The 19,586-nt window shown below is 68.2% G+C and carries 23 protein-coding genes; 13 read left to right on the top strand and 10 right to left on the bottom strand.

Annotated elements, in window-relative coordinates; translation table 11 throughout:
* Positions 1-92 precede the first annotated feature (92 nt).
* Genes JHC79_RS03585 through JHC79_RS03575 form a run of 3 tightly spaced genes read left to right on the top strand, consistent with a single transcriptional unit; the run spans position 93 to position 2,099 of the window.
* On the top strand, positions 93-632 hold the full coding sequence (locus JHC79_RS03585) for an XRE family transcriptional regulator (protein ID WP_296388495.1): 540 nt from the start codon (positions 93-95) through the stop codon (positions 630-632).
* A 21-nt stretch (positions 633-653) separates the two neighbouring features.
* Positions 654-1,154 (top strand): phage holin family protein, encoded by a 501-nt coding sequence (locus JHC79_RS03580; RefSeq protein ID WP_296388494.1) that lies wholly within the window; start codon positions 654-656, stop codon positions 1,152-1,154.
* Positions 1,155-1,166: 12 nt separating this feature from the next.
* The gene (locus JHC79_RS03575; RefSeq protein WP_296388493.1) at positions 1,167-2,099 is read left to right on the top strand and encodes an alpha/beta hydrolase; all 933 of its coding nucleotides are present in this window, start codon (positions 1,167-1,169) and stop codon (positions 2,097-2,099) included.
* A 10-nt stretch (positions 2,100-2,109) separates the two neighbouring features.
* Here JHC79_RS03575 and JHC79_RS03570 read toward each other — a convergent pair whose 3' ends face one another.
* Both JHC79_RS03570 and JHC79_RS03565 read right to left on the bottom strand, forming a co-directional pair.
* A complete protein-coding gene (locus tag JHC79_RS03570; protein WP_296388492.1) occupies positions 2,110-2,613 on the bottom strand; it encodes a cupin domain-containing protein in 504 nt (167 codons plus the stop codon).
* A gap of 67 nt (positions 2,614-2,680) precedes the next feature.
* Positions 2,681-3,574 carry an alpha/beta hydrolase gene (locus JHC79_RS03565; protein WP_296388491.1) on the bottom strand — a complete coding sequence of 298 codons (894 nt, stop codon included), beginning with the start codon at positions 3,572-3,574 and terminating at the stop codon, positions 2,681-2,683.
* An 89-nt stretch (positions 3,575-3,663) separates the two neighbouring features.
* Here JHC79_RS03565 and JHC79_RS03560 point away from each other — a divergent pair, with 89 nt between their 5' ends.
* The gene (locus tag JHC79_RS03560; RefSeq protein ID WP_296388490.1) at positions 3,664-4,143 is read left to right on the top strand and encodes a MarR family winged helix-turn-helix transcriptional regulator; all 480 of its coding nucleotides are present in this window, start codon (positions 3,664-3,666) and stop codon (positions 4,141-4,143) included.
* Between the two features lie 18 nt (positions 4,144-4,161).
* On the opposite strand, the gene JHC79_RS03555 is transcribed toward JHC79_RS03560, so the two are convergent.
* Genes JHC79_RS03555 through nth form a run of 4 tightly spaced genes read right to left on the bottom strand, consistent with a single transcriptional unit; the run spans position 4,162 to position 7,500 of the window.
* A complete protein-coding gene (locus JHC79_RS03555; RefSeq protein WP_296388489.1) occupies positions 4,162-5,358 on the bottom strand; it encodes a MarP family serine protease in 1,197 nt (398 codons plus the stop codon).
* Positions 5,355-6,125, bottom strand: coding sequence for a CoA pyrophosphatase (locus tag JHC79_RS03550; RefSeq protein WP_296388488.1), 771 nt, complete (start codon positions 6,123-6,125; stop codon positions 5,355-5,357). Before JHC79_RS03550 ends, JHC79_RS03555 begins: the two co-directional genes overlap by 4 nt.
* The gene (locus JHC79_RS03545) at positions 6,122-6,817 is read right to left on the bottom strand and encodes a TlpA disulfide reductase family protein (protein WP_296388487.1); all 696 of its coding nucleotides are present in this window, start codon (positions 6,815-6,817) and stop codon (positions 6,122-6,124) included. The genes JHC79_RS03550 and JHC79_RS03545 overlap by 4 nt, the downstream gene beginning before the upstream one ends.
* Positions 6,814-7,500 carry an endonuclease III gene (nth, locus tag JHC79_RS03540; RefSeq protein WP_296388526.1) on the bottom strand — a complete coding sequence of 229 codons (687 nt, stop codon included), beginning with the start codon at positions 7,498-7,500 and terminating at the stop codon, positions 6,814-6,816. The genes JHC79_RS03545 and nth overlap by 4 nt, the downstream gene beginning before the upstream one ends.
* Before the next feature lie 258 nt (positions 7,501-7,758).
* On the opposite strand from nth, the gene JHC79_RS03535 reads away from it, so the two are divergent.
* The 5 genes from JHC79_RS03535 to JHC79_RS03515 all read left to right on the top strand — a co-directional run bounded on the left by JHC79_RS03535 (position 7,759) and on the right by JHC79_RS03515 (position 12,159).
* Positions 7,759-8,019: a hypothetical protein gene (locus JHC79_RS03535; RefSeq protein ID WP_296388486.1), complete on the top strand. Its 261-nt coding sequence runs from the start codon at positions 7,759-7,761 to the stop codon at positions 8,017-8,019.
* Between the two features lie 172 nt (positions 8,020-8,191).
* Complete coding sequence (locus JHC79_RS03530) at positions 8,192-8,866, top strand: Crp/Fnr family transcriptional regulator (protein ID WP_188486371.1); 675 nt, start codon at positions 8,192-8,194, stop codon at positions 8,864-8,866.
* A gap of 125 nt (positions 8,867-8,991) precedes the next feature.
* Positions 8,992-10,479, top strand: a complete 1,488-nt coding sequence (locus JHC79_RS03525) for an amidase (RefSeq protein WP_296388485.1) — start codon at positions 8,992-8,994, stop codon at positions 10,477-10,479.
* Positions 10,480-10,493: 14 nt separating this feature from the next.
* Positions 10,494-11,255: a hydrogenase nickel incorporation protein HypB gene (hypB, locus tag JHC79_RS03520; protein ID WP_296388484.1), complete on the top strand. Its 762-nt coding sequence runs from the start codon at positions 10,494-10,496 to the stop codon at positions 11,253-11,255.
* A gap of 28 nt (positions 11,256-11,283) precedes the next feature.
* The gene (locus JHC79_RS03515) at positions 11,284-12,159 is read left to right on the top strand and encodes a Gfo/Idh/MocA family oxidoreductase (RefSeq protein ID WP_296388483.1); all 876 of its coding nucleotides are present in this window, start codon (positions 11,284-11,286) and stop codon (positions 12,157-12,159) included.
* Positions 12,160-12,233: 74 nt separating this feature from the next.
* On the opposite strand, the gene JHC79_RS03510 is transcribed toward JHC79_RS03515, so the two are convergent.
* The gene (locus JHC79_RS03510) at positions 12,234-12,533 is read right to left on the bottom strand and encodes a hypothetical protein (protein WP_296388482.1); all 300 of its coding nucleotides are present in this window, start codon (positions 12,531-12,533) and stop codon (positions 12,234-12,236) included.
* A 152-nt stretch (positions 12,534-12,685) separates the two neighbouring features.
* Between JHC79_RS03510 and JHC79_RS03505 the strand changes: the two genes are divergently transcribed.
* Entirely contained in the window at positions 12,686-13,540 is an 855-nt protein-coding gene (locus JHC79_RS03505) for an MBL fold metallo-hydrolase (protein WP_296388481.1), read from the top strand.
* Between the two features lie 24 nt (positions 13,541-13,564).
* On the opposite strand, the gene JHC79_RS03500 is transcribed toward JHC79_RS03505, so the two are convergent.
* Positions 13,565-14,047 (bottom strand): RidA family protein, encoded by a 483-nt coding sequence (locus JHC79_RS03500; protein ID WP_296388480.1) that lies wholly within the window; start codon positions 14,045-14,047, stop codon positions 13,565-13,567.
* Positions 14,048-14,052: 5 nt separating this feature from the next.
* Positions 14,053-14,217, bottom strand: a complete 165-nt coding sequence (locus JHC79_RS03495; protein WP_188486393.1) for a hypothetical protein — start codon at positions 14,215-14,217, stop codon at positions 14,053-14,055.
* Positions 14,218-14,442: 225 nt separating this feature from the next.
* Here JHC79_RS03495 and JHC79_RS03490 point away from each other — a divergent pair, with 225 nt between their 5' ends.
* The gene (locus JHC79_RS03490; protein WP_296388525.1) at positions 14,443-15,396 is read left to right on the top strand and encodes an ArsA-related P-loop ATPase; all 954 of its coding nucleotides are present in this window, start codon (positions 14,443-14,445) and stop codon (positions 15,394-15,396) included.
* Positions 15,396-16,493 carry an ArsA family ATPase gene (locus tag JHC79_RS03485; protein WP_296388479.1) on the top strand — a complete coding sequence of 366 codons (1,098 nt, stop codon included), beginning with the start codon at positions 15,396-15,398 and terminating at the stop codon, positions 16,491-16,493. Before JHC79_RS03490 ends, JHC79_RS03485 begins: the two co-directional genes overlap by 1 nt.
* Positions 16,494-16,503: 10 nt before the next feature.
* Here the strand turns inward: JHC79_RS03485 and JHC79_RS03480 are convergent, their stop codons facing one another.
* Positions 16,504-16,830 carry a WhiB family transcriptional regulator gene (locus tag JHC79_RS03480; protein WP_296388478.1) on the bottom strand — a complete coding sequence of 109 codons (327 nt, stop codon included), beginning with the start codon at positions 16,828-16,830 and terminating at the stop codon, positions 16,504-16,506.
* A 311-nt stretch (positions 16,831-17,141) separates the two neighbouring features.
* Here JHC79_RS03480 and JHC79_RS03475 point away from each other — a divergent pair, with 311 nt between their 5' ends.
* Positions 17,142-19,577: a transglycosylase domain-containing protein gene (locus tag JHC79_RS03475; protein ID WP_296388524.1), complete on the top strand. Its 2,436-nt coding sequence runs from the start codon at positions 17,142-17,144 to the stop codon at positions 19,575-19,577.
* The last annotated feature ends 9 nt before the right edge of the window (positions 19,578-19,586 follow it).

Genomic DNA, 19,586 nt, shown 5'->3' with positions numbered 1-19,586 from the left:
GCACCTTTCTTCCGGACGGGTTTCGCGCGGACGCGAGGTCGTTCCGCAAACAGAACGTTCTGGATACGGAACGTAGCACGTAAGCTCGAGCCATGGCAGCGGGTTCGGCGTCGGTGGAGATCGGGCGACGCGTCCGCGCGCTGCGGACCGAGCGCGGTCTGAGCCTGTCCGAGCTCGCCCGCCGGTCGTCGGTCGGCAAGGGATCGCTGTCGGAGATCGAGACCGGTCAGCGCAACCCGACCATCGAGACGCTCTACGCGTTGTGCGCCCCGCTCGGGGTCGCGATGTCCGCCCTGATCGGAACCCTGCAGGTCCGCACGAGCAGCGGCGGGATGGTGTCGACGACGATCGACGTGCGCGAGCTGCCGGACCGAACCGTCGAGGTGTTCTGGCTGCAGTACGTGGCCGGCGCAGAGCACACCTCGCCAGCCCACGTCGCCGGTGTCACCGAACACCTGACCGTCGTCGCCGGACGTCTGCGGGTCGGTCCGATCGACGACATGCGGACCGTCGAGGCGGGCGAGTCGACGAGCTGGGAGAGCGACCGGCCGCATCGATACTGCGCGGCCGACGGTCCCGCCGAGGCGGTCGTCGTCATAGTCACGCCCCGGCATGGCACGATGAGCCCGTAGACCGACAATGGAGGAGCAGCTGTGAGCCTGGACGACCGTGCCCGCGGAGATGTGGGCCGAAACGTTTCTGCCATCCCGCTGAGTGATCCCCACGCGCCCGCCGAGCAGTCCGTCGGCGGACTCGTCAAAGACGCCACGACCCACATGTCGACGCTGTTCCGGTCGGAGATCGAGCTCGCGAAGACCGAGATCGTCGGCGAGGCCAAGAAGGCCGGTATCAGCGCGGCCCTGTTCATCGTTGCCGGCGCCATCGCGCTGTACGCCAGCTTCTTTTTCTTCTTCTTCCTCGCCGAGCTGCTCGACGAGTGGCTGCCGCGCTGGGCCGCATTCGGGATCGTCTTCCTGATCCTGCTGGTCATCGCGATCGTCGCGGGCATCGTCGGGTTCGTCATCGTCAAGCGCATCCGAGGCCCGAAGAAGACCATCAGCTCGGTCAAGGCCGTCCCGTCGGTGCTGCCCGGATCCGGCAAGGGCGCCCCGGCGGACCTCCCCGGCGGCCTGGGTTCGGCGCCACGCGGTTGATCCGCCTTCGCTGTGCCGACGCCTGATCCGTCATCGGTACGGTTCGATGGACCCTGGACGCATCTCGACGTCCGTGCCAACGGCATCCGGTTCCACGCCGTCGAGTGCGGTGACGGCCGCACCGATCGACCCCTGGTGTTGCTGCTGCACGGGTTCGGCGAGTTCTGGTGGAGTTGGCGGCACCAGCTCGAGTCGCTGACCGCGCAGGGTTACCGCGCCGTCGCGCTCGATCTGCGCGGCTACGGCGACTCCGACAAACCACCCCGCGGTTACGACGGCTGGACCCTTGCCGGCGACACCAATGCGCTGATCCGTTCCCTCGGGCATTCCGACGCCGCGCTGGTCGGGCACGCCGACGGCGGCCTGGTCTGTTGGGCGACCGCCACCCTGCACCCGCGCGCGGTCCGTTCCATCGCCGTCATCGGATCACCCCACCCCCGAGCCCTGCGGTACGCGGTGGTCCGCGACGGCGCCCAACGATCCGCGTTCCTGAGCGGGTTCCTCGGCAACCAGCTGCCGAGGACGGCGGAGAAGACCCTGACCAGATCCGACGGCGCGTTCATCGCGGACATGTTCGCCCGCCGCACCGCATCGGCGTGGCAGGACACCGATGAGTACGCCGAGGTCATCCGCCGCAATCGCGCCGCGATCCAGATTCCCGGTGTCGCGTTCTGCAGTCTGGAGTACCGGCGCTGGGCGTTCCGCTCACAGCTTCGACGGGATGGTGCGAAGTTCCTGTCGCTGATGAACCAGCGCCTGCACATCCCGGTCCTGGCCGTGCGCGGTCGGCTCGACGACTACATCCTGGCCGAGACCATGTCGGCCAGCCGGTACTGGGCGTCGCGGATGACCTACGCCGAGGTGGACGGCAGCGGTCACTACGCGCACGAGGAGAACCCTGCGCACGTCGCCGAACTGCTCGACGAGCACCTGCAGCTCGTCTGAATCGGTCGGGTCAGAGCATCTCGGTGGCGTAGGCGGGCGCGAGCTCGGCCGCCAGTTCCCGACGCTCGGCGATCTGTTCGGGCGTCAACTCCGGCGGAGGACTCGTCCGGGTCGGGATGCGATCGCCCACCCGGTCGAAGAATTCTTCCTGGCCCGCGGGCGAACACAGGCACAGTACGTGCGCCGTCACGTCGGACCGATTGGCGAAGTTGTGGGGTGCGTTGGCGGGGATGTTGACGGTGTTCCCGGCGCCCACGGTTGTCGTGGTGCCGCGAAAGGTGAACGCGATCTCACCGCTGAGGATGGTGAACATCTCCTCGAAGTCATGACGGTGCGGCGGCGGGCCCCCACCCGGCGGGATCTCCATGTCGATCAGGCAGTACCGACCGCCTGTCTGCTCACCGGTCACCAGCACCGAGTAGGTGTCGCCGGCGAGGAAGATGTGGGCGACGCCGGGATCGTCCCGGCCGGAGACGGTCAGTTCGCGCGTCGGGTCGTCGTCGGGAATCGACATGTCGGGCTCCTTCGTTGGGTCGTGTTCGTGGGGTCGTGTTCGTGGCTCGCGTGATGACGGTCGGAGGTCAGGGTTTGCCGAAGTGGGCGCGCAGGAACTCGCCGGCCGCATCGAGCGCCGCGGCTCCCTCGGTGAGGATCGCGGCGAAGGCCTGGAAGACGTGGGGTACGCCGGGGGTGATCTGCAGGGTCACGGCCACGTCGGCCATCGCAGCGGCGGCAACGACACGCAGAGCGTCGTCGAGAAGGATCTCGTCCGATCCCGCCTGGACGAGAAGTGGCGGCAGTCCCGTGAGATCGGCGTGGACCGCACTCACCAACGGGTCGGTCGGGTCGGCCGAACCGACGTAATCGGCGGCGCGGGTGCGCAGACCGGCCGCGGTCAGGGCCGGGTCGACACCGGACTTGGTGTGGATCGTCCTGCCGGACAGGGTCAGATCCGCCCACGGCGAGAACACGACCGCCGACGCAGGCATCGGCACACCACGCGCGCGCAGCGCGACGAGCGTGGCCAGGACCAGCCCACCGCCCGCGGACTCACCCACGAGAGCGATCCGCCGGGGATCGGTCGACTCCAGGAGCGCCTCGTAGGAGGCGACCGCGTCGTCGAGCGCCGCGGGATAGGGCGACTCGGGCGCCAGCCGGTAGTCGACACTGACACCGCGGACCCCGGCGCGACGCATGAGATCGGCGACGAGGCCGACCGACGACGCGGCCGTCCCGAGCGCATAGGCCCCGCCGTGCAGGTACAACACGACGTCGTCGGCGCTGACCCCCGCGATGTCGACCGACACGACGTCGATGTCGCCGAGATGTCCCGACGTCGCGATCACATCGTCGGGCAGCGGGATCCCGGTGAGCATCTCGACGAGCACCCGACGTTGTTCGTGCAGCTCTCCCCCGAGATCGAGGGGCCCGGTGCGCAGCATCTCCGCGACCGCCCGTTTCTGGTCATCGGTCATGGTCGTGACCCCCTCGCCGATTGAGTAGCCGACTACGTAATAGTAGGCGTGGACGCTCGGAGCGCAATGGGGAAGGCAGAATGTCCGGCATGAACCGTCGCGTTCCCGACCCCGCCGACACGCTCGAGAGCAGGTTCCCCGTCAGCTACTCGATCTACGCGATGGCCCGCATGCAACGTGCCATCGCCGCGACCGGGCTGGCCGATCTAGGGCTGTTCCCCGCGCAGGAGATCCTGCTGACCGAACTCGTTCGCGACGACGGCCGGTCACAGAAGGCGCTCGCGGCCACAATGGGGATCAGCCACGTGACGGTCGCGAAGATGACGGCGCGACTCGAGCGCGCCGGGCTGGTGGTCCGGCGGACCTCGACCACCGACCGCCGGGTCAGTCTCGTGTATCTCACCCCGGCCGGACGCAGCGCGCAGGACGGCATCCGCGCCGTCTGGGCGGATCTCGAGGACATCGTCAACCGCGATCTCGACGCACAGGACCGGCAGCGCTACCTCGCGGCTGCGGCGAGGATCCGGCGATCTCTCGAGGCGTCGAACTCGGAGGACACCGCCGGGTAGCGCCGCGTCCGCGTCAGGTCAGGAGTGCACGCAGGACATGGTGTCGACGGCGGTGTTGCGGCCCTCGGACGCCTGCAGATTGTCCTGGACCTGCTTGGCGGTGAGCACGAAACCGGTCTGGCTGGAGGTGTCCTCGGCGGCTCCGAAGATCACCCCGAGGACCTGGCCGTCCGAATCGATGAGCGGCCCACCGGAGTTGCCCTGGCGGATCGAGCCGCGGACGGTGTAGACCTCTCGACGCACCTGTCCGTCGCGGTAGATGTCGGGGCCGGACAGGTTGACCACCTCGCGGATGCGTTCGGGGCTTGCGGTGAACGGACCCGCCTCCGGGTAGCCCAGCGCGATGGCGTCGTCACCGGTGTTCGCGGCCTGGTCGACGAAACTCAGTGCCGGCGCGGTGAGTCCGGGGACGTCGAGCACGGCGATGTCGTTGCGATAGTCGAACAGAACCACTTTCGCGTCCAGCGGGCCGTCATTCGACTGCACCTTCAGAGTCCGAGTACCCGCGACCACGTGCGCGTTGGTCATCACCCGCTCGGGCGAGACGACGAAGCCGCTGCCCTCGAGCGCCTGGTTGCAGCTGGGGGCGATGCCCTCGATCTTGACCACGCTGGGCCGGACCTGGCTGATCACCGGGAGGTTGAGCAGCGTGGTGTCGGGCGGGTTGACGTTGGTGATCGGCGTGCGCCCGAACGGGCCGATGACCTCGGGAAGACCCGAGTCGTCGAGGAGTGAGCTGAAATCGCTCGGCAGCTCACGCAACCATTGCGGCGCAACCTGATCGACCCCGCTGAGCACCTTCGACCCGCGTACGGCGTTGGCGATGGACGGCTCGGCGGCGCTGCTGACCGGGATGGCCAGCAACCACGCCGCGACCAGCACGGCCACGGCCTGGAGCAGCGACCCGATGCCGCTGTCGGCGCGCCGGAAGGCCGCCGAGCGGATGCCGCTGCGCGCGGCTCGACCCAGCACCATCCCCGACACCTCGCCGATGACCACCAGCAGCACCAGCAGTCCGACACCGACGACGAGTCGCCAGCGGCGGTCGCCGATGTGGTCGATGATGTGCGGCGCCAACATGATCCCGGCCACGGCGCCGAGGACGACACCGATGAACGCCAGCGCCGACGCGAGCGCGCCCTGCCGGTATCCCGAAGCCGCGGCCAGCAGGGCCACCACGACGACGGCGATGTCGACCCACGCCGACCCGCTCATCGCTGACCCGCCCGATCCAGCATGTCGCCGAGGTCACGGACGTCGTCGGTGTCCCACGGGACATCCCATCCCGCGGTCTCGAAGATCGCGGCCAGCAGTCCGCCGGTGAAGCCCCACACGAGCATGTCCTCCACCCAGAAGGCCGGGCCCCGATAGACCCGTCCTCCCATCACCGAGCGTTGCACCTGAAAACGATTGTCCGGAGAGAGTAAGTCGCGCAGCGGTACTCGCGCGACCCGGGCGGTCTCACCCTGATCGACCGCGCGGACCGCGCTCGGCGTGGGCCAGTGGGCGATCACGGGTACGACGTCGAATCCCGACGGCGGCACCGGGAACGACCGCAGCTGCGCGAGAGGCACGACGCTGTCCGGGTCGAGCCCGGTCTCCTCCTGCGCCTCGCGCAGGGCGGTGCCCACGGGGTAGTCGTCACCGGGGTCGAGGGCTCCGCCGGGGAACGCGACCTGTCCGGGATGGTTGCGCAGCGTGTTCGCCCGCTGGGTGAGCAGTACGTCGGCGTCGACGGGCGGCGTCCCGTCGGCGGTCGGATCGAACGATCCGCCGAAGAGCACGAGCACCGACGCCGGGCGCGCGCTGCGCTTGCGGGTGAGCGCGAGGAGTCGGGTGCGGTCGCCACCGCGGTTGTTGACGCTGTCGGTGACCCCGTCGACGTTGTCGGTGAGCGCTCGCAGCCACGACGGGATGGATTCGTTCGACGTCAGCGGCCCGGCGACGGTGTGGGCACCGTCGCCGCCTGTCCGGTCGGTCACAGGCTCGTGCCGAGGTATCGGTTCACCGAGTCGGTGACCGCCTGGGTGTCGGCGAAGACGTCGGGCAGCACCTTCGCGACGGTGCCGTCAGCACGCACGAGGATCGACACCGGGTAGGCGCGCGGGGCGCCGAGAGCGGCCGCGATCCTCGACTGGGTGTCGACCACCGAGGGCAGGTGCACGTCGATCTCGCTGAGCAGCCCGAGCGCGAGCACCGGATTCTCCGATCCCTCCCTGGCCTGTACCGCCAGCACCTGGACCCGGTCACCGGCGACACGCGCGAAGTCGGCGATGGACGGCAGTTCCTTGCGGCACGGCAGGCACCAGGGCGCCCAGAAGTTGATGAGTACGGGTGTGCCTGCGGTCGCGCTGCCGAGGTCGACCGTCCCGGGTCCGCCGAGGCACGGCGCCGTCACGCCCTTGAGCACGGACGCAGCCGGAGCGGGAGCGGTGCCGGTGGGGCACGGCGCGAGGGCCGCCCGGTCGCGGGCGGCGACGAGGTCGTCGTTGCTCACCGACGCGGTCGCACCCGGGATCGGTCCCGCCGAGGCCGCCGGGTTGCCGGACCCGAGTCCGTCGGCCGACGAGCCGGAGTCGCGCGGCCAGATGGCGGCGATCAAGGCGATGACCACGATCAGCGCGGCGATGGTCCACCGTGCCGACGCGGGTACGCGCGAAAGACGGTCGATCACGCCGACACCCCGGCCAGACCGAGCAGGTGGTCGGTCTCGGGACCCTTCACCAGCTTTGCCGCAGCGGTCTTGTCGGTCGGGCCCTCGCCGTAGGACGGGCAGTCGGCCGCGAGCACGCACACCCCGCAGGCCGGCTTCTTCGCATGGCAGACGCGTCGACCGTGGAAGATCACCCGATGGGAGAGGTCGGTCCAGTTCTTGCGTTCGATCAGCTCGCCGACCGCGTGCTCGACCTTCACCGGATCGGTCTCGGCGGTCCAGTTCCAGCGACGCACCAGCCGACCGAAATGCGTGTCCACGGTGATCCCGGGGATGCCGAAGGCGTTGCCGAGCACGACGTTCGCCGTCTTGCGGCCGAAGCCGGGCAGGGTGACCAGATCCTCCAGACGACCGGGGACCTCGCCGTCGTACCGTTCCAGCAGCGCCTGCCCGAGACCGATGATCGAGTTGGCCTTGTTCCGGTAGAACCCGGTGGTGCGCACCATCTCCTCGAGTTCCTCGCGCTGCGCGCCCGCGTACGCGGCGGCGTCGGGATATCTCCTGAACAGAGCCGGGGTCACCATGTTGACGCGCACGTCGGTGCACTGCGCCGAGAGGATCGTCGCGACCGACAACTCGAGCGGTGTCGTGAAGTCGAGTTCGCAATAGACGTGCGGGAACGCGATCTGCAGCTCTCGGTCCATCCGACGTGCGCGGCGCACGAGTCCGGTCCGCGTCTCGGTACCGCGTTGTGCGGCGGTCTTGCGTCGGGAACGCGGCGGCGCTGCAGCCGGGGCGTCGCCGGATGGATCCGTGGTCACCTCGTCAGGGTACTGAGCAGACCTGAAGGCGTTCATCACCGTCGGGTCACGACCCGGCGAACGGCGCCCGGCAGGTAACGCTTGGGTTCCACCTCGGGTTTCGTTGCCCTTCCGAGACCTGGGTTGTGTTTACTGACCCTCATGCACGGACTCGCTGTACTGCTGTTCCCGGCGGTGCTCATGTTGTTCGCGTTGGCCATGGAGAAGATGGAATCGCAGATCGACGACGTGAGCGTCAACCGCGACCAGGTCGAGGAGTTTCTCGAAAGCGCAGCTCCGGAGCAGATGGACACACTCGCCAAGGACGGCTTCCCGGCCGCACTCGACGAGTTCCGTAGCCGCCGCGACTCGGTCGAACCCGACGCGTTCGACTCCCCGACCGAGTCGAGCCGCGCCAGTTGATCACCGCGGTTCGATGACCCCGTAACCGAGCAGGTGAGCCGCTGTTGGACGTTCGTCGAACTCCGCTCGGGCTATAGCCGTAGACTTATCACAACGAGTGACGAATCCAACATTCGTACATCACAATCTATGCGCGGGGCAGCCCCCGCAGCACCCTCAGAAAGGGGCGTACGTGGAGGAAGTACTGGCCAGGGCCGGCATCTTTCAGGGAGTGGAGCCCAGTGCCGTCGCGGCGCTGACCAAGCAGCTCCAGCCTGTCGATTTCCCGCGCGGCCATGTCATCTTCAACGAGGGCGAGCCCGGCGATCGTCTGTACATCATCCTCGCGGGCAAGGTGAAGGTCGGCCGACGCTCGGTCGACGGACGCGAGAACCTGCTCACGATCATGGGCCCGTCGGACATGTTCGGCGAGCTGTCGATCTTCGACCCCGGCCCACGTACCTCCTCGGCGACCACCGTCACCGAGGTCCGTGCGGTCTCGATGGATCGTGACGCGCTCAAGGCGTGGATCGCCGATCGCCCCGAGATCGCCGAGCAGCTGCTGCGCGTGCTGGCCCGTCGCCTGCGCCGCACCAACAACAACCTGGCCGACCTCATCTTCACCGACGTCCCGGGTCGTGTCGCCAAGCAGCTGCTGCAGCTCGCCCAGCGATTCGGCACCCAGGAGGCCGGCGCACTGCGTGTGACGCACGACCTGACGCAGGAGGAGATCGCGCAGCTCGTCGGCGCATCGCGCGAGACCGTCAACAAGGCGCTGGCCGACTTCGCGCAGCGTGGTTGGCTGCGACTCGAGGGCAAGAGCGTCCTCATCGCCGACTCCGAGCGTCTGGCCCGGCGCGCGCGCTGACCCGGCGTTCCATCCGCTCCGCTTTCCACGATCCGCTCCGGCTGCAACCGGAGCGGATCGTTGCATCCGGAGCGGATCCGACCAGCAAGGCTCAGCCGACCGACGGCGCTCAGTAAGGTCAAGAGATGACCGAACGCAGCGGAAGGCGTAGTTCCCGTCCTGTCACCCAGGTCGACGACACATGGATCGCCGGGGCCTCGGCGTTCGAGCTGGCCGACGCGATCCGGACCGGGGCGACCACATCGCGTCGGGTGGTCGAGTTCCACATCGCGATCCTGCGCGAGCGCGAGGCCTTCGGGGCCGTCGCCCGCGACCGTTTCGACGATGCCCTCGCCGAGGCCGATGCCGCCGACGCCGCCTCCCCCGGCACCGCGACCGACCGCCCGCTGCACGGTGTGCCCTGCACCATCAAGGAATCCATCCCGGTCACCGGCATGCCGCACACGGCGGGCCTGTCGAGTCGCGCGGGCATCATCGCCGACACCGATGCGATCGCCGTCCAACGACTCCGACGCGCGGGCGCGATCGTCGTCGGTGTCACCAACACCGCCGAACTCTGCCTCGGGATCGAGAGCACCAACAGCGTCTACGGCCGTACCTCCAATCCCTATGACCTGCGCCGCGTCTCGGGTGGATCCTCCGGCGGCGAGGGGTCTGCCATCGGCGGCGGCGGTATCCCGTTCGGTGTCGGTGGCGACACCGGCGGGTCGATTCGTATCCCGTCCTTCTACTGCGGCGTCTTCGGCCACAAGCCCTCTCCCGGACTGGTCCCGGCCAACGAGTCCATCCCGTCGTTGTCCGGTGAGGAGGAGGTCGACCTGCTCGAGACCCTCGGGCCGATGGCGCGGCGCGCGTCCGACCTCATGCCGCTGCTGCGCATCCTCGCCGACGATGACGGGACCCGTATCGGCACGACCGAGTCGGTGAACCTCGAGGGATTGCGGGTCGTGATCCCCACCAAGTCGAGCTATCTGCGACCGATGGACCGGTCCGTCCGCGATGCGCGCGACGCCGCCGGTGCGGCCCTGGCCGATCGCGGCGCCGACGTGGTGTGGCAGCCCATGCCCGCGATGCGCCGGGTCATCGCCAGTTACCTGATGGAGTTGCGCAAGCATGCCGGTACATCGGTCATGTCGTTGTTCGACTCCTTCGGCGAGCCCGACTCACGTCACCTGACCCCGGCCGTGTTGCGCGCCAACAGTCTTCAGTTGCAGCTGGCGATGATCGGCGACCGCCTGCCGGAGTTGCTCCCCGGTCCGGCGCGCAATCTGCTCGACAAGTTCGCCGCCGATCTGGCCGACGAGGTGGACGGGGCGATCGGCGACGGCGTCATGCTGCACCCACCACTGCCGCAACCCGCACCGCTGCATCACGGAACCCTGGCGCGTCCGTGGTTGTTCGGCGGCGCTGCCATCTTCAACATGCTGGGTCTGGCGGTCACCGAGGTGCCGCTGGGCTTCAGCAGGCGCGGCCTGCCCGTCGGCGTGCAGGTGGCCGCGCGACCCGGCAACGACAACGTCACCATCGCGGTGGCGCTGGAACTCGAGAAGCAGTTCGGCGGATGGGTTGCGCCACAGGACGTGACCGCCGGATCGGTCGCCACGACCACCTGAGGAGAGCGCTGGACATGGGCAGATTCCACCGACACGACGACGGTGTCGAACACAGCCACGCCCACACCGACCACGGCGACATGTCCGGATACGCCACCGGGGACGAACGCGTCGACGTGCTCGACGCGATCTTCGGCGAGAACGACCAGCGCGCCGACTTCAACCGCGCTGCCTTCGACGCCGCAGGGGTGCGCGCGGTCAACCTGATGAGTTCGCCGGGGTCGGGCAAGACCACGGTGCTCGTCGCCACCCTGGAGGCGCTCGCCGACGAGATGCGGTTCGGGATCATCGAGGGCGACATCGCCACCGACCTCGACGCCGCGAAGCTCGCCGGACGCGGCGCCCAGGTGTCGCTGCTCAACACCGAGGACGGCTTCGGCGGGGAATGCCACCTCGACGCACCGATGGTCAACCGCGCCCTGCAGGGACTCGATCTCGACGCACTCGATCTCGTGATCATCGAGAACGTGGGAAACCTGGTGTGTCCCGCCGAGTTCGACGTCGGCGAGCACGCCAAGGCCATGGTCTGGTCGGTCACCGAAGGTGAGGACAAGCCGATGAAGTACCCGGTGATGTTCCGCAGTGTCGAGGTCGTGCTCATCAACAAGATCGACCTGATCCCCTACCTCGATGTCGATCTCGACGACTACATCGTCGCCGTGCGCACCGCGAACCCGACGGCCCGGATCATCCCCGTCAGCGCCACGACCGGCGAAGGAATGCCGCAGTGGTTCGACTGGCTGCGGGGCCAGGGGGCGGCAGGATCGCTCCGATAGCCATCGGCCGGACCACTAGGCTCGCCGCATGACCGTTCCTCCGCTCCGCGTGGCCGTCGTGGGTGCCGGCCCGTGGGCCCGCGAGACCCACATCCCTGCGCTCGCTGCACACCCCGGCGTCGACCTGGTCGGTGTGTGGACCCGCCGACCCGAGGCGGCCGACGACTTACCGGTGTCACGCTTCGACAGCGTCGAGGCCATGTTCGACGCGTGCGACGCGGTGTCGTTCGCGGTGCCGCCGGACGCCCAGGCCCCACTGGCGGTCGCAGCGGCGGAGGCCGGCAAGCACCTGATCCTGGACAAGCCGATCGCCGGCACGGTGGAGGGGGCCGAGGCCATCGTCGCCGCGGTACGAGCGGCCGACGTGCGGTCCATCGTCACGTTCACGCGCCGGTACGCACCGGAGACCCGCGCCTTCGTGGCCGCGGCGCAGGACGGTGCGTACGCCGGCGGGCTGGGTCGATGGATCTCGGGAGCCCTGCTCGGCGGCCGGTACTCGTCGTCGCAGTGGCGCCAGGACGGCGGCGCTCTGCTCGACGTCGGACCGCACGTCATCGATCTCCTCGATGCCGCGCTCGGTCCGATCACCGAGGTGATCGATGCGCGCGTCATCGCCGCCGACGATCTGTGGCACCTCACCTTCGGACACGCCGACGGCGCGACCTCGACCGCGCAACTGTCACTGCGCGTCCCGGCGCAGCCGACCGTCACCGAGTTCTCTGTGCACGGCCACGACGGAGTCGTGACCCTCACCGATCGCACGACGGGTTCGGTCGAGTGCTTCACCACCCTCGTCGACGAATTCCTCACGGCCATCACCACATCGACCGACCACCCGTTGGACGCGGTCCGCGGGCTGGACATCCAGCGGACCATCGCCGAGGTGCTGGCACGCACCGGGTAGACCGGCAATGCCGACCGCGCAGCGCCGGCCATGATCAGGGGAAACCATAGCCGGCGCTGCCGTGACCTCAGACGTCAGCGACGCGTGAGGACGACGTGCACAAAGGTGCGGTCGTAGGTGAATCCCCATGCACGGTGCGCGGCGTCGTACCGCGGGATCACCCGATGCCCGCGGTAGATGAACGGACGGTAGTCGCGCCGGAAGACGGTGACCTGACGCTGCTGCTGGGGCTGCTGCGCGCGCGACTGGGTCTGGACCGAATGGTTCTGCTGCGGCGCCGCGGACGCGGTCCCGGCGCTGACGCCCAGACCCAACAGTGCGGCTCCGACGAACCCTGCGGCCATGGTCGAGGTGGCGGCCTTCTTGATGTTCACGTCTACTCCTGTTTCTCCAGCCGGTACGAGAACCCCGGCAGCGGAACACGCTTCCGCTGAGGTGAGAAACTAGGAGGCCGTTCTGTCAGCAGCGTGGCCGCGGGCTGCCAGATCCCTGTCAGCCGGACAGGTCGCGGCGGTAGCGTGTGGGCATGACTGCACCCAAGCATCCCGCGTACGAGACGCCGCGCACGGTCACCCCGTTCGCATCCGTGGTCCTCTGCAACAACCCCGGGATGATGGAACTCGACGGCACCAACACCTGGATTCTGCGAGCACCTGAACACCCCGACTGCGTCGTCGTCGACCCGGGGCCCAAGGGACACAAGAAGCATCTGCGGACGGTGGCCAAACAGGGGCGGGTCGTGCTCACGCTCATCACGCATCGTCATGCCGACCACACCGACGGCATCAAGAAGTTCCACGCACTCACCGGATCACCGGTGCGGGCGCTGACCGAGAAGTACTGCCGCGACGCCCAACCGCTCACCGACCGCGAGGTGATCGAGGCGGCGGGCCTGCGCATCACCGTGTTGCGCACGCCGGGCCACACCGCCGATTCGGTCAGCTTCCTCGTCGAGCAACTGGCCAAGGGCGATCCGGCCAACACCGCCGCGGTCGAACCGGCGCGCGTCATCGGACGCGCTATGTGCACCGGCGACACCATCCTGGGAAGCGGCACAACGGTTCTCGACCCGTCCGACGGTGGGCTGCGGGACTACATGAACTCGCTCAACCGATTGATCGTCGAGGGCGAGGGATGCGCGTTGCTACCCGGCCACGGCCCCGACCACGCCGATCTGATCCCGGTCGCCCGCTTCTACAAGACGCACCGGGAGGAGCGGATCGACCAGATCCGCGCAGCACTGATCGACCTCAACCTGACTGCGGCACAGGCGAAGCCGATGAAGATCGTCAAGAGGGTGTACTCCGATGTCGACAAGAAGCTGTGGCCTGCCGCGCGGATGTCGGTGAAGGCGCAACTGACCTACCTGCAGGAGGTCTGAGCGCGAAGGTCGCGAAAGCCTCGCTCAGGCGACCTCGACGATCATCTCGACCTCGACCGGCGACCCCAGCGGCAACTCGGCGACCCCGACCGCCGACCGTGCGTGGTGACCGGCCTCACCGAAGATCTCGCCGATGAGGTCCGACGCGCCGTTGATCACCGCGGGCTGCCCGGTGAAACCCGGTGCAGACGCGACGAATCCGACGAGCTTGACCACGCGGACCAGCGAGTCGATACCGACCAGCCCGTTGATCGCGGCCACCGCGTTCAGCGCGCACAGACGCGCGGCCTCATGGGCCTGCTCGGGCTTGATGACACCTTCGGCGCCCTCGGAGACCTTGCCGTGGAACGTCAGCTCACCGTTGACCATCGGGAGCTGACCGGAGGTGTAGACCATGTTGCCGCTGCGCACCGCCGGGTAGTAGACCCCGAGCGGAGCGACCACCTTCGGCAGTTCGATTCCGAGATCGGCCAATCGCTGCGTCCACGACTGCTGCGTACCGGACATGGCGGTCAGCCCTTCGGACGCTTGAGGTAGGCGACGTGCTGCTCGCCGGTGGGACCGGGCAGAACGCTGACCAACTCCCATCCGTCGACGCCCCAGGTGTCGAGGATTTGCTTGGTGGCGTGGGTCAGCAGCGGCACGGTGGCGTATTCCCACGCAGTCAGTTCACTCATGGGCTCACCCTATCCGGGTGTGACGGTCACATCGAGGCCCCGGCGGAAGGTCACCGACGTCACTCATCGCACCCGACCGATCGCCGGAGTTCGCGGTAAAGCTCTGGATACAGTTGGCGGGTGTCATCACAACCGCTCTCCGATCGACCGGGCGCCGGGCTCTCGCCCTCGGGCCGGCCCGACTCCACACACACAGGCTGGCCCGACTCCGCGCGAACCGCCCGTCTGCATTTCGTCTCGGGGAAGGGCGGAACCGGCAAGACCTCGGTCGCCGCGGCGCTCGCACTGACGTTGGCCGGAGAGGGCAAGAAGGTCCTGCTCGTCGAGTGCGAGGGCCGCCAGGGCATCGCGCAGCTCTTCGACATCCCGCCGCTGCCGCCGACCGAGACCAAGGTCGCCACCGCGCAGGGCGGCGGCCAGGTCACGGCGCTGGCCATCGACATCGAGCACGCTCTGCTCGAATACCTCGACATGTTCTACAACCTCGGGTTCGCCGGTCGCGCGATGCGCCGGATCGGTGCCATCGACTTCGTCACCACGGTCGCTCCGGGCCTGCGTGACGTGCTGCTCACCGGCAAGATCAAGGAGTGCGTCGTGCGCACCGACAAGGCCGGGGCCCAGGTGTACGACGCGGTCGTCGTCGACGCGCCGCCGACCGGTCGCATCGGCAACTTCCTCGACGTCACCTCGGCGATGTCGGACCTGACCAAGACCGGGCCCATCCGCAACCAGAGCGACGGCGTCGTGACGCTGTTGCACTCGGAGCTCACCGTCGTCCACCTGGTGACACTGCTCGAGGCCATGCCCATCCAGGAGACCATCGAGGCGGTCACCGATCTGCGGGACAAGAAGATGCGGGTGGGTGCGTTGATCATCAACCGGGTGGCGCCGCCGCACCTGAGCGAGGCCGCCGTCGACGACGCGGCCGAGGGTGTCATCGACGCCGCCACGATCGCCGAACACCTCTCGACGGCCGGACTGACCGTGTCCGACGCCGACCTGCAGGGACTGCTGACCGAGACCATCGAGCACGCATCGCGGGTCCAGGCGCAGCAGGTGGCCAAGGCCGAACTCGACGAGGTGGACGTCTCCACCATCGAGATCCCGTCGTATGACGACGGGGTCGACCTCGGCGGGATCTACGAGATCTCCGCCCTCTTGGAACGGGCGGGTGCGTGATGGTTGCCGTACTGAAGATGGGCGAGGTCCTCGCCGACGATCAGACCAAGGTCGTGATCTGCTGTGGGGCGGGTGGCGTCGGCAAGACGACGACGGCCGCCGCGATGGCGGTGCGCGCCGCCGAGCAGGGCAGGCGTGTGGTGGTGCTGACCATCGACCCCGCCAAACGACTCGCGCAGTCCCTCGGGATGACCGAGCTGACCAACGCACCCCAGCCGGTGGCGATCGACGGGCCGGGTTCGCTCGACGCGATGATGCTCGACATGCGGCGGACCTTCGACGAGATGGTGACGCAGTACTCGACGCCCGAGCGTGCCGAGGCCATCATGAACAACTCCTTCTACCAAACCGTCGCGACGTCGTTCTCCGGGACGCAGGAGTACATGGCGATGGAGAAGTTGGGGCAGCTCCTCGCGCAGGACAAGTGGGACCTCGTCGTCGTCGACACCCCGCCGTCGCGCAACGCGCTCGACTTCCTCGACGCGCCGGCCCGCCTGGGCTCGTTCATGAGCGGTCGATTGATGAAGCTGCTGATGGGCGGCGGACGCGGGGTCGGCCGCGTCGTCACCGGTGTCGTGGGCCTTGCGATGCGCGGCGTCTCGACGATCGTCGGCGGCGACACGTTGCGGGACGTCTCGGCGTTCGTGCAGTCACTCGACGCGATGTTCGGCGGGTTCCAGGAACGTGCCACGACGACATACAACCTGCTCAAGCGACCCGGCACCCAGTTCGTGGTGGTCGCCTCGGCCGAACCGGACGCGTTGCGCGAGGCCGCGTTCTTCGTCGATCGGCTCTCCGAGGAACGGATGCCGCTCGCGGGACTGCTGCTGAACCGGACGCACCCGAACCTGACGTCGATCACCGCGGACGCCGCACGGACCGCCCTCGAATCGGTGGACGACGAGTTGACGCGGGCCGTGTTGACGATTCACGCCGAACGCACGACAACCGGTCGACGCGAACTCCATCTGCTGCAGAGGTTCACCGCGTCGCATCCGGCCGTCCCGATCATCGGGGTGCCGTCGCTACCGTTCGAGGTGGCCGACATGACCGCGCTGCGCGCGGTGGCCGAACAGATCGTCGGTCAGAAGAACTAGAGCGCAGAGCTCAGACGGCGTCGGCGTGCCGACGGCGCTGGTTCTCGAAGAACTCGCCCCACGAGGTGACCTCGGGGTGCTGGCGCAGCAGCGCGCGCCGCTGACGCTCGGTCATGCCGCCCCAGACGCCGAACTCGACCCGGTTGTCGAGGGCATCGGCTCCGCATTCGAGCTGTACCGGGCAGTGCCGACAGATGGTGGCCGCCTTGCGCTGGGCTGCGCCGCGGACGAACAACTCGTCCGGGTCACCCCCGCGGCATCGTGCCTGGGCCACCCAGGCCAATCGGGTGTCGGTCTCGCCGGTCGTCTCGCCGTGTGTCACTGCCGCGTTCGCCATGTGCCGAACCCCTGTCTGCCGCTGTGCATCGTTCGTGAGGCAAGCCTCGCCACTTTCGTGACCAAATGTTACGTGAGTCACATTCTGTACAACAATCTAGGTTTTGCGATGAGCGATCGTCAAGTCGAGGGGCCGGGGAAAGTGGGACCGCCGTCCTATCCGTTTCGTCGGGTTCGAGGTACGGGGTCCGCGGCGCCGTTCGTTCGTGAGTCGTCACCGATGGTTGACCCGGTCTCTAAGGTCGGACCCGTATCCTGAGTTCCGTGTCCGATCAAACCCACCGCACCCCGCGGTCCAGGGCCCTCTGGGTCCTGCTCGCCTGTTGCGCGCTCGCCGGCGTCCTCGTGGCCGCCCTGTTGTTCCCCGCGGCCGGAGGGTTCGGGCTCCTGACGAACAAGGCCGCGACCACCGTCGAGAACTCGTCGTCCGAGCTCCTCGACGGGACGGTCCCGGAGGTCACGACGATGACCGACTCGACGGGTAAGCCGATGGCCTACCTCTACGACCAGCGGCGCATCCAGGTGGACTACGACGACATCTCCCCGGACATGATCCGGGCGATCATCTCGATCGAGGACAAGCGCTTCCTCGAGCACGACGGCGTGGACTGGAAGGGCACCATCCGCGCGTTCCTGAAGAACTCGTCGTCGGGCGAGGTGCAGCAGGGCGCGTCGACGCTCGATCAGCAGTACATCAAGAATTATCAGCTGCTGGTGCTGGCACGGACCGAGGCCGACCGCGAGGCCGCCATCGCCACCACCCCGGCGCGCAAGCTGCGCGAGGTGCGCATGGCGTTGACGCTGGAGCAGACGCTCACCGATCAGATCATGCGCGACAAGAACATCGACAAGGCCGCAGCCAAGGCGGAGGCGAAGAAGGAGATCGTCACCCGTTACCTGAACATCGTCCCGTTCGGTAACGGCGCCTACGGCATCGAGGCCGCGGCCCGGACCTACTTCAACAAGGCGGCCAAGGATCTCGACGTCCCGCAGTCGGCGATGTTGGCCGGCATGGTGCAGTCGAGTTCGGCGCTCAACCCGTACACCAACGTCTCGGGCGTGACCGATCGTCGAAACCTCGTGCTGGACACGATGATCGAGAACTTTCCGAACCGTGCCGCGGAATTCCAGGCCGACAAGTCCAAGCCACTCGGCGTACTGCCGCAGCCGCAGTCGCTGCCGCAGGGCTGTATCTCGGCCGGCGACAACGGGTTCTTCTGCGACTACGCACTGCAGTTCCTCGCTGAGAACGGACTCAACCGCGACGCGGTGCTGCGCGGCGGATACACGATCCGCACCACCCTCGACCCGCAGGTGCAGGCGTCGACGAAGTCGGCCGTGCAGGCCGTGGCCAGCCCGCAGCTCACCGGAATCGCCAACGTGATGAACGTGATCAAGCCCGGCAGCACCAGCCATGACCTGCTCGCGATGACGTCGAGCCGCGACTACGGACTCGACCAGCGGCGCGATCAGACCGTGCAGCCGCAGCCATACTCGATGGTCGGCGACGGTGCCGGGTCGATCTTCAAGATCTTCACCGTGGCCGCGGCGATGCAGAAGGGCCTCGGTTCGTCGGCCACCCTCGACGTCCCGTCGACCTACCAGGCCAAGGGGATGGGTTCGAGCGGCGGCGTCAACGGCTGCCCGGAGAACACCTACTGCGTCAAGAACGACGGCCGGTACCCCCGGACCATGTCGATCACCAATGCCCTTGCGCAGTCCCCCAACACCGCGTTCGTCAAGCTCCTCAACGAGGTCGGTGTGCCGTCCGCGGTCGACATGGCCGTCAAACTCGGTATGCGGTCATACGCTCAGCCGGGCACGTCCGGCCAGGGCGACCTGAGCCTGGCCGACTACGTCAAGCAGGGCAACTTCGGCTCGTTCACGCTGGGCCCCAACGCGATCAATCCGTTGGAGCTGTCGAACGTCGCGGCCACCCTGGCGTCGCACGGCACCTGGTGCCCGCCGAACCCGATCAAGTCGATCACGCAGAAGAAGCGGGATCGCAACGGCAACACGGTGATCGGAGCCAACGGCGAGCCCGAGGTCACCGCGGTGGCGTTCACGCCGCCCGCCTGCGAGCAGGTGGTGGAGCCGGGACTGGCCGACACATTGGCCAACGCGATGTCCGCCGACGACCGTGGTGGCGGAACCTCGGCGGGTGCCGCGGCCTCGGCCGGATGGAACCTTCCATTGGCCGGTAAGACGGGTACCACCGAGGCGCACCGGTCCTCGGCGTTCCTCGGCTTCACCAACAACTTCGCCGGCGCCACCTACATCTACGGCGACACCACCAGCCCCGAGGACATCTGCTCCTCGCCGCTGCGCCAGTGCTACGGCGGCGACCTCTACGGCGGTTTCGAGCCGGCACGCACCTGGTACAACGCGATCCTGCCGGTGGCGAACAAGTTCGGTCCCACCTCGTTGCCGCCGACCGACCCGAAGTACGTCGAGGGCAGCCAGAACGGCCGGGTCCCCGACGTGACCGGCCTGTCGGCGAGCTCGGCGACCGCGCGTCTGCAGGAGAACGGCTTCAAGGTCGAGCAGGCCACCACCACCAGCCCGCAGTCGGCGGGGACCGTGGTGTCCACCAGCCCGTCCGGTACGGCGGTGCCCGGAACGACCGTCACGATCTACGTCAGTGACGGTCAGGGTCGGGTGGCGACGCCCGAGCGCGGCCCGCGTCTGCCCCCGACGACGATCACGATCCCGGGCATCGGACCGATCGTGATCCCCGGGTCACCCTGACCGGGACGA

The sequence above is a fragment of the Williamsia sp. genome (assembly GCF_016462415.1).
Lineage (GTDB): Bacteria > Actinomycetota > Actinomycetes > Mycobacteriales > Mycobacteriaceae > Williamsia_A.
This window is presented reverse-complemented; position numbering and strand designations above follow the sequence as displayed.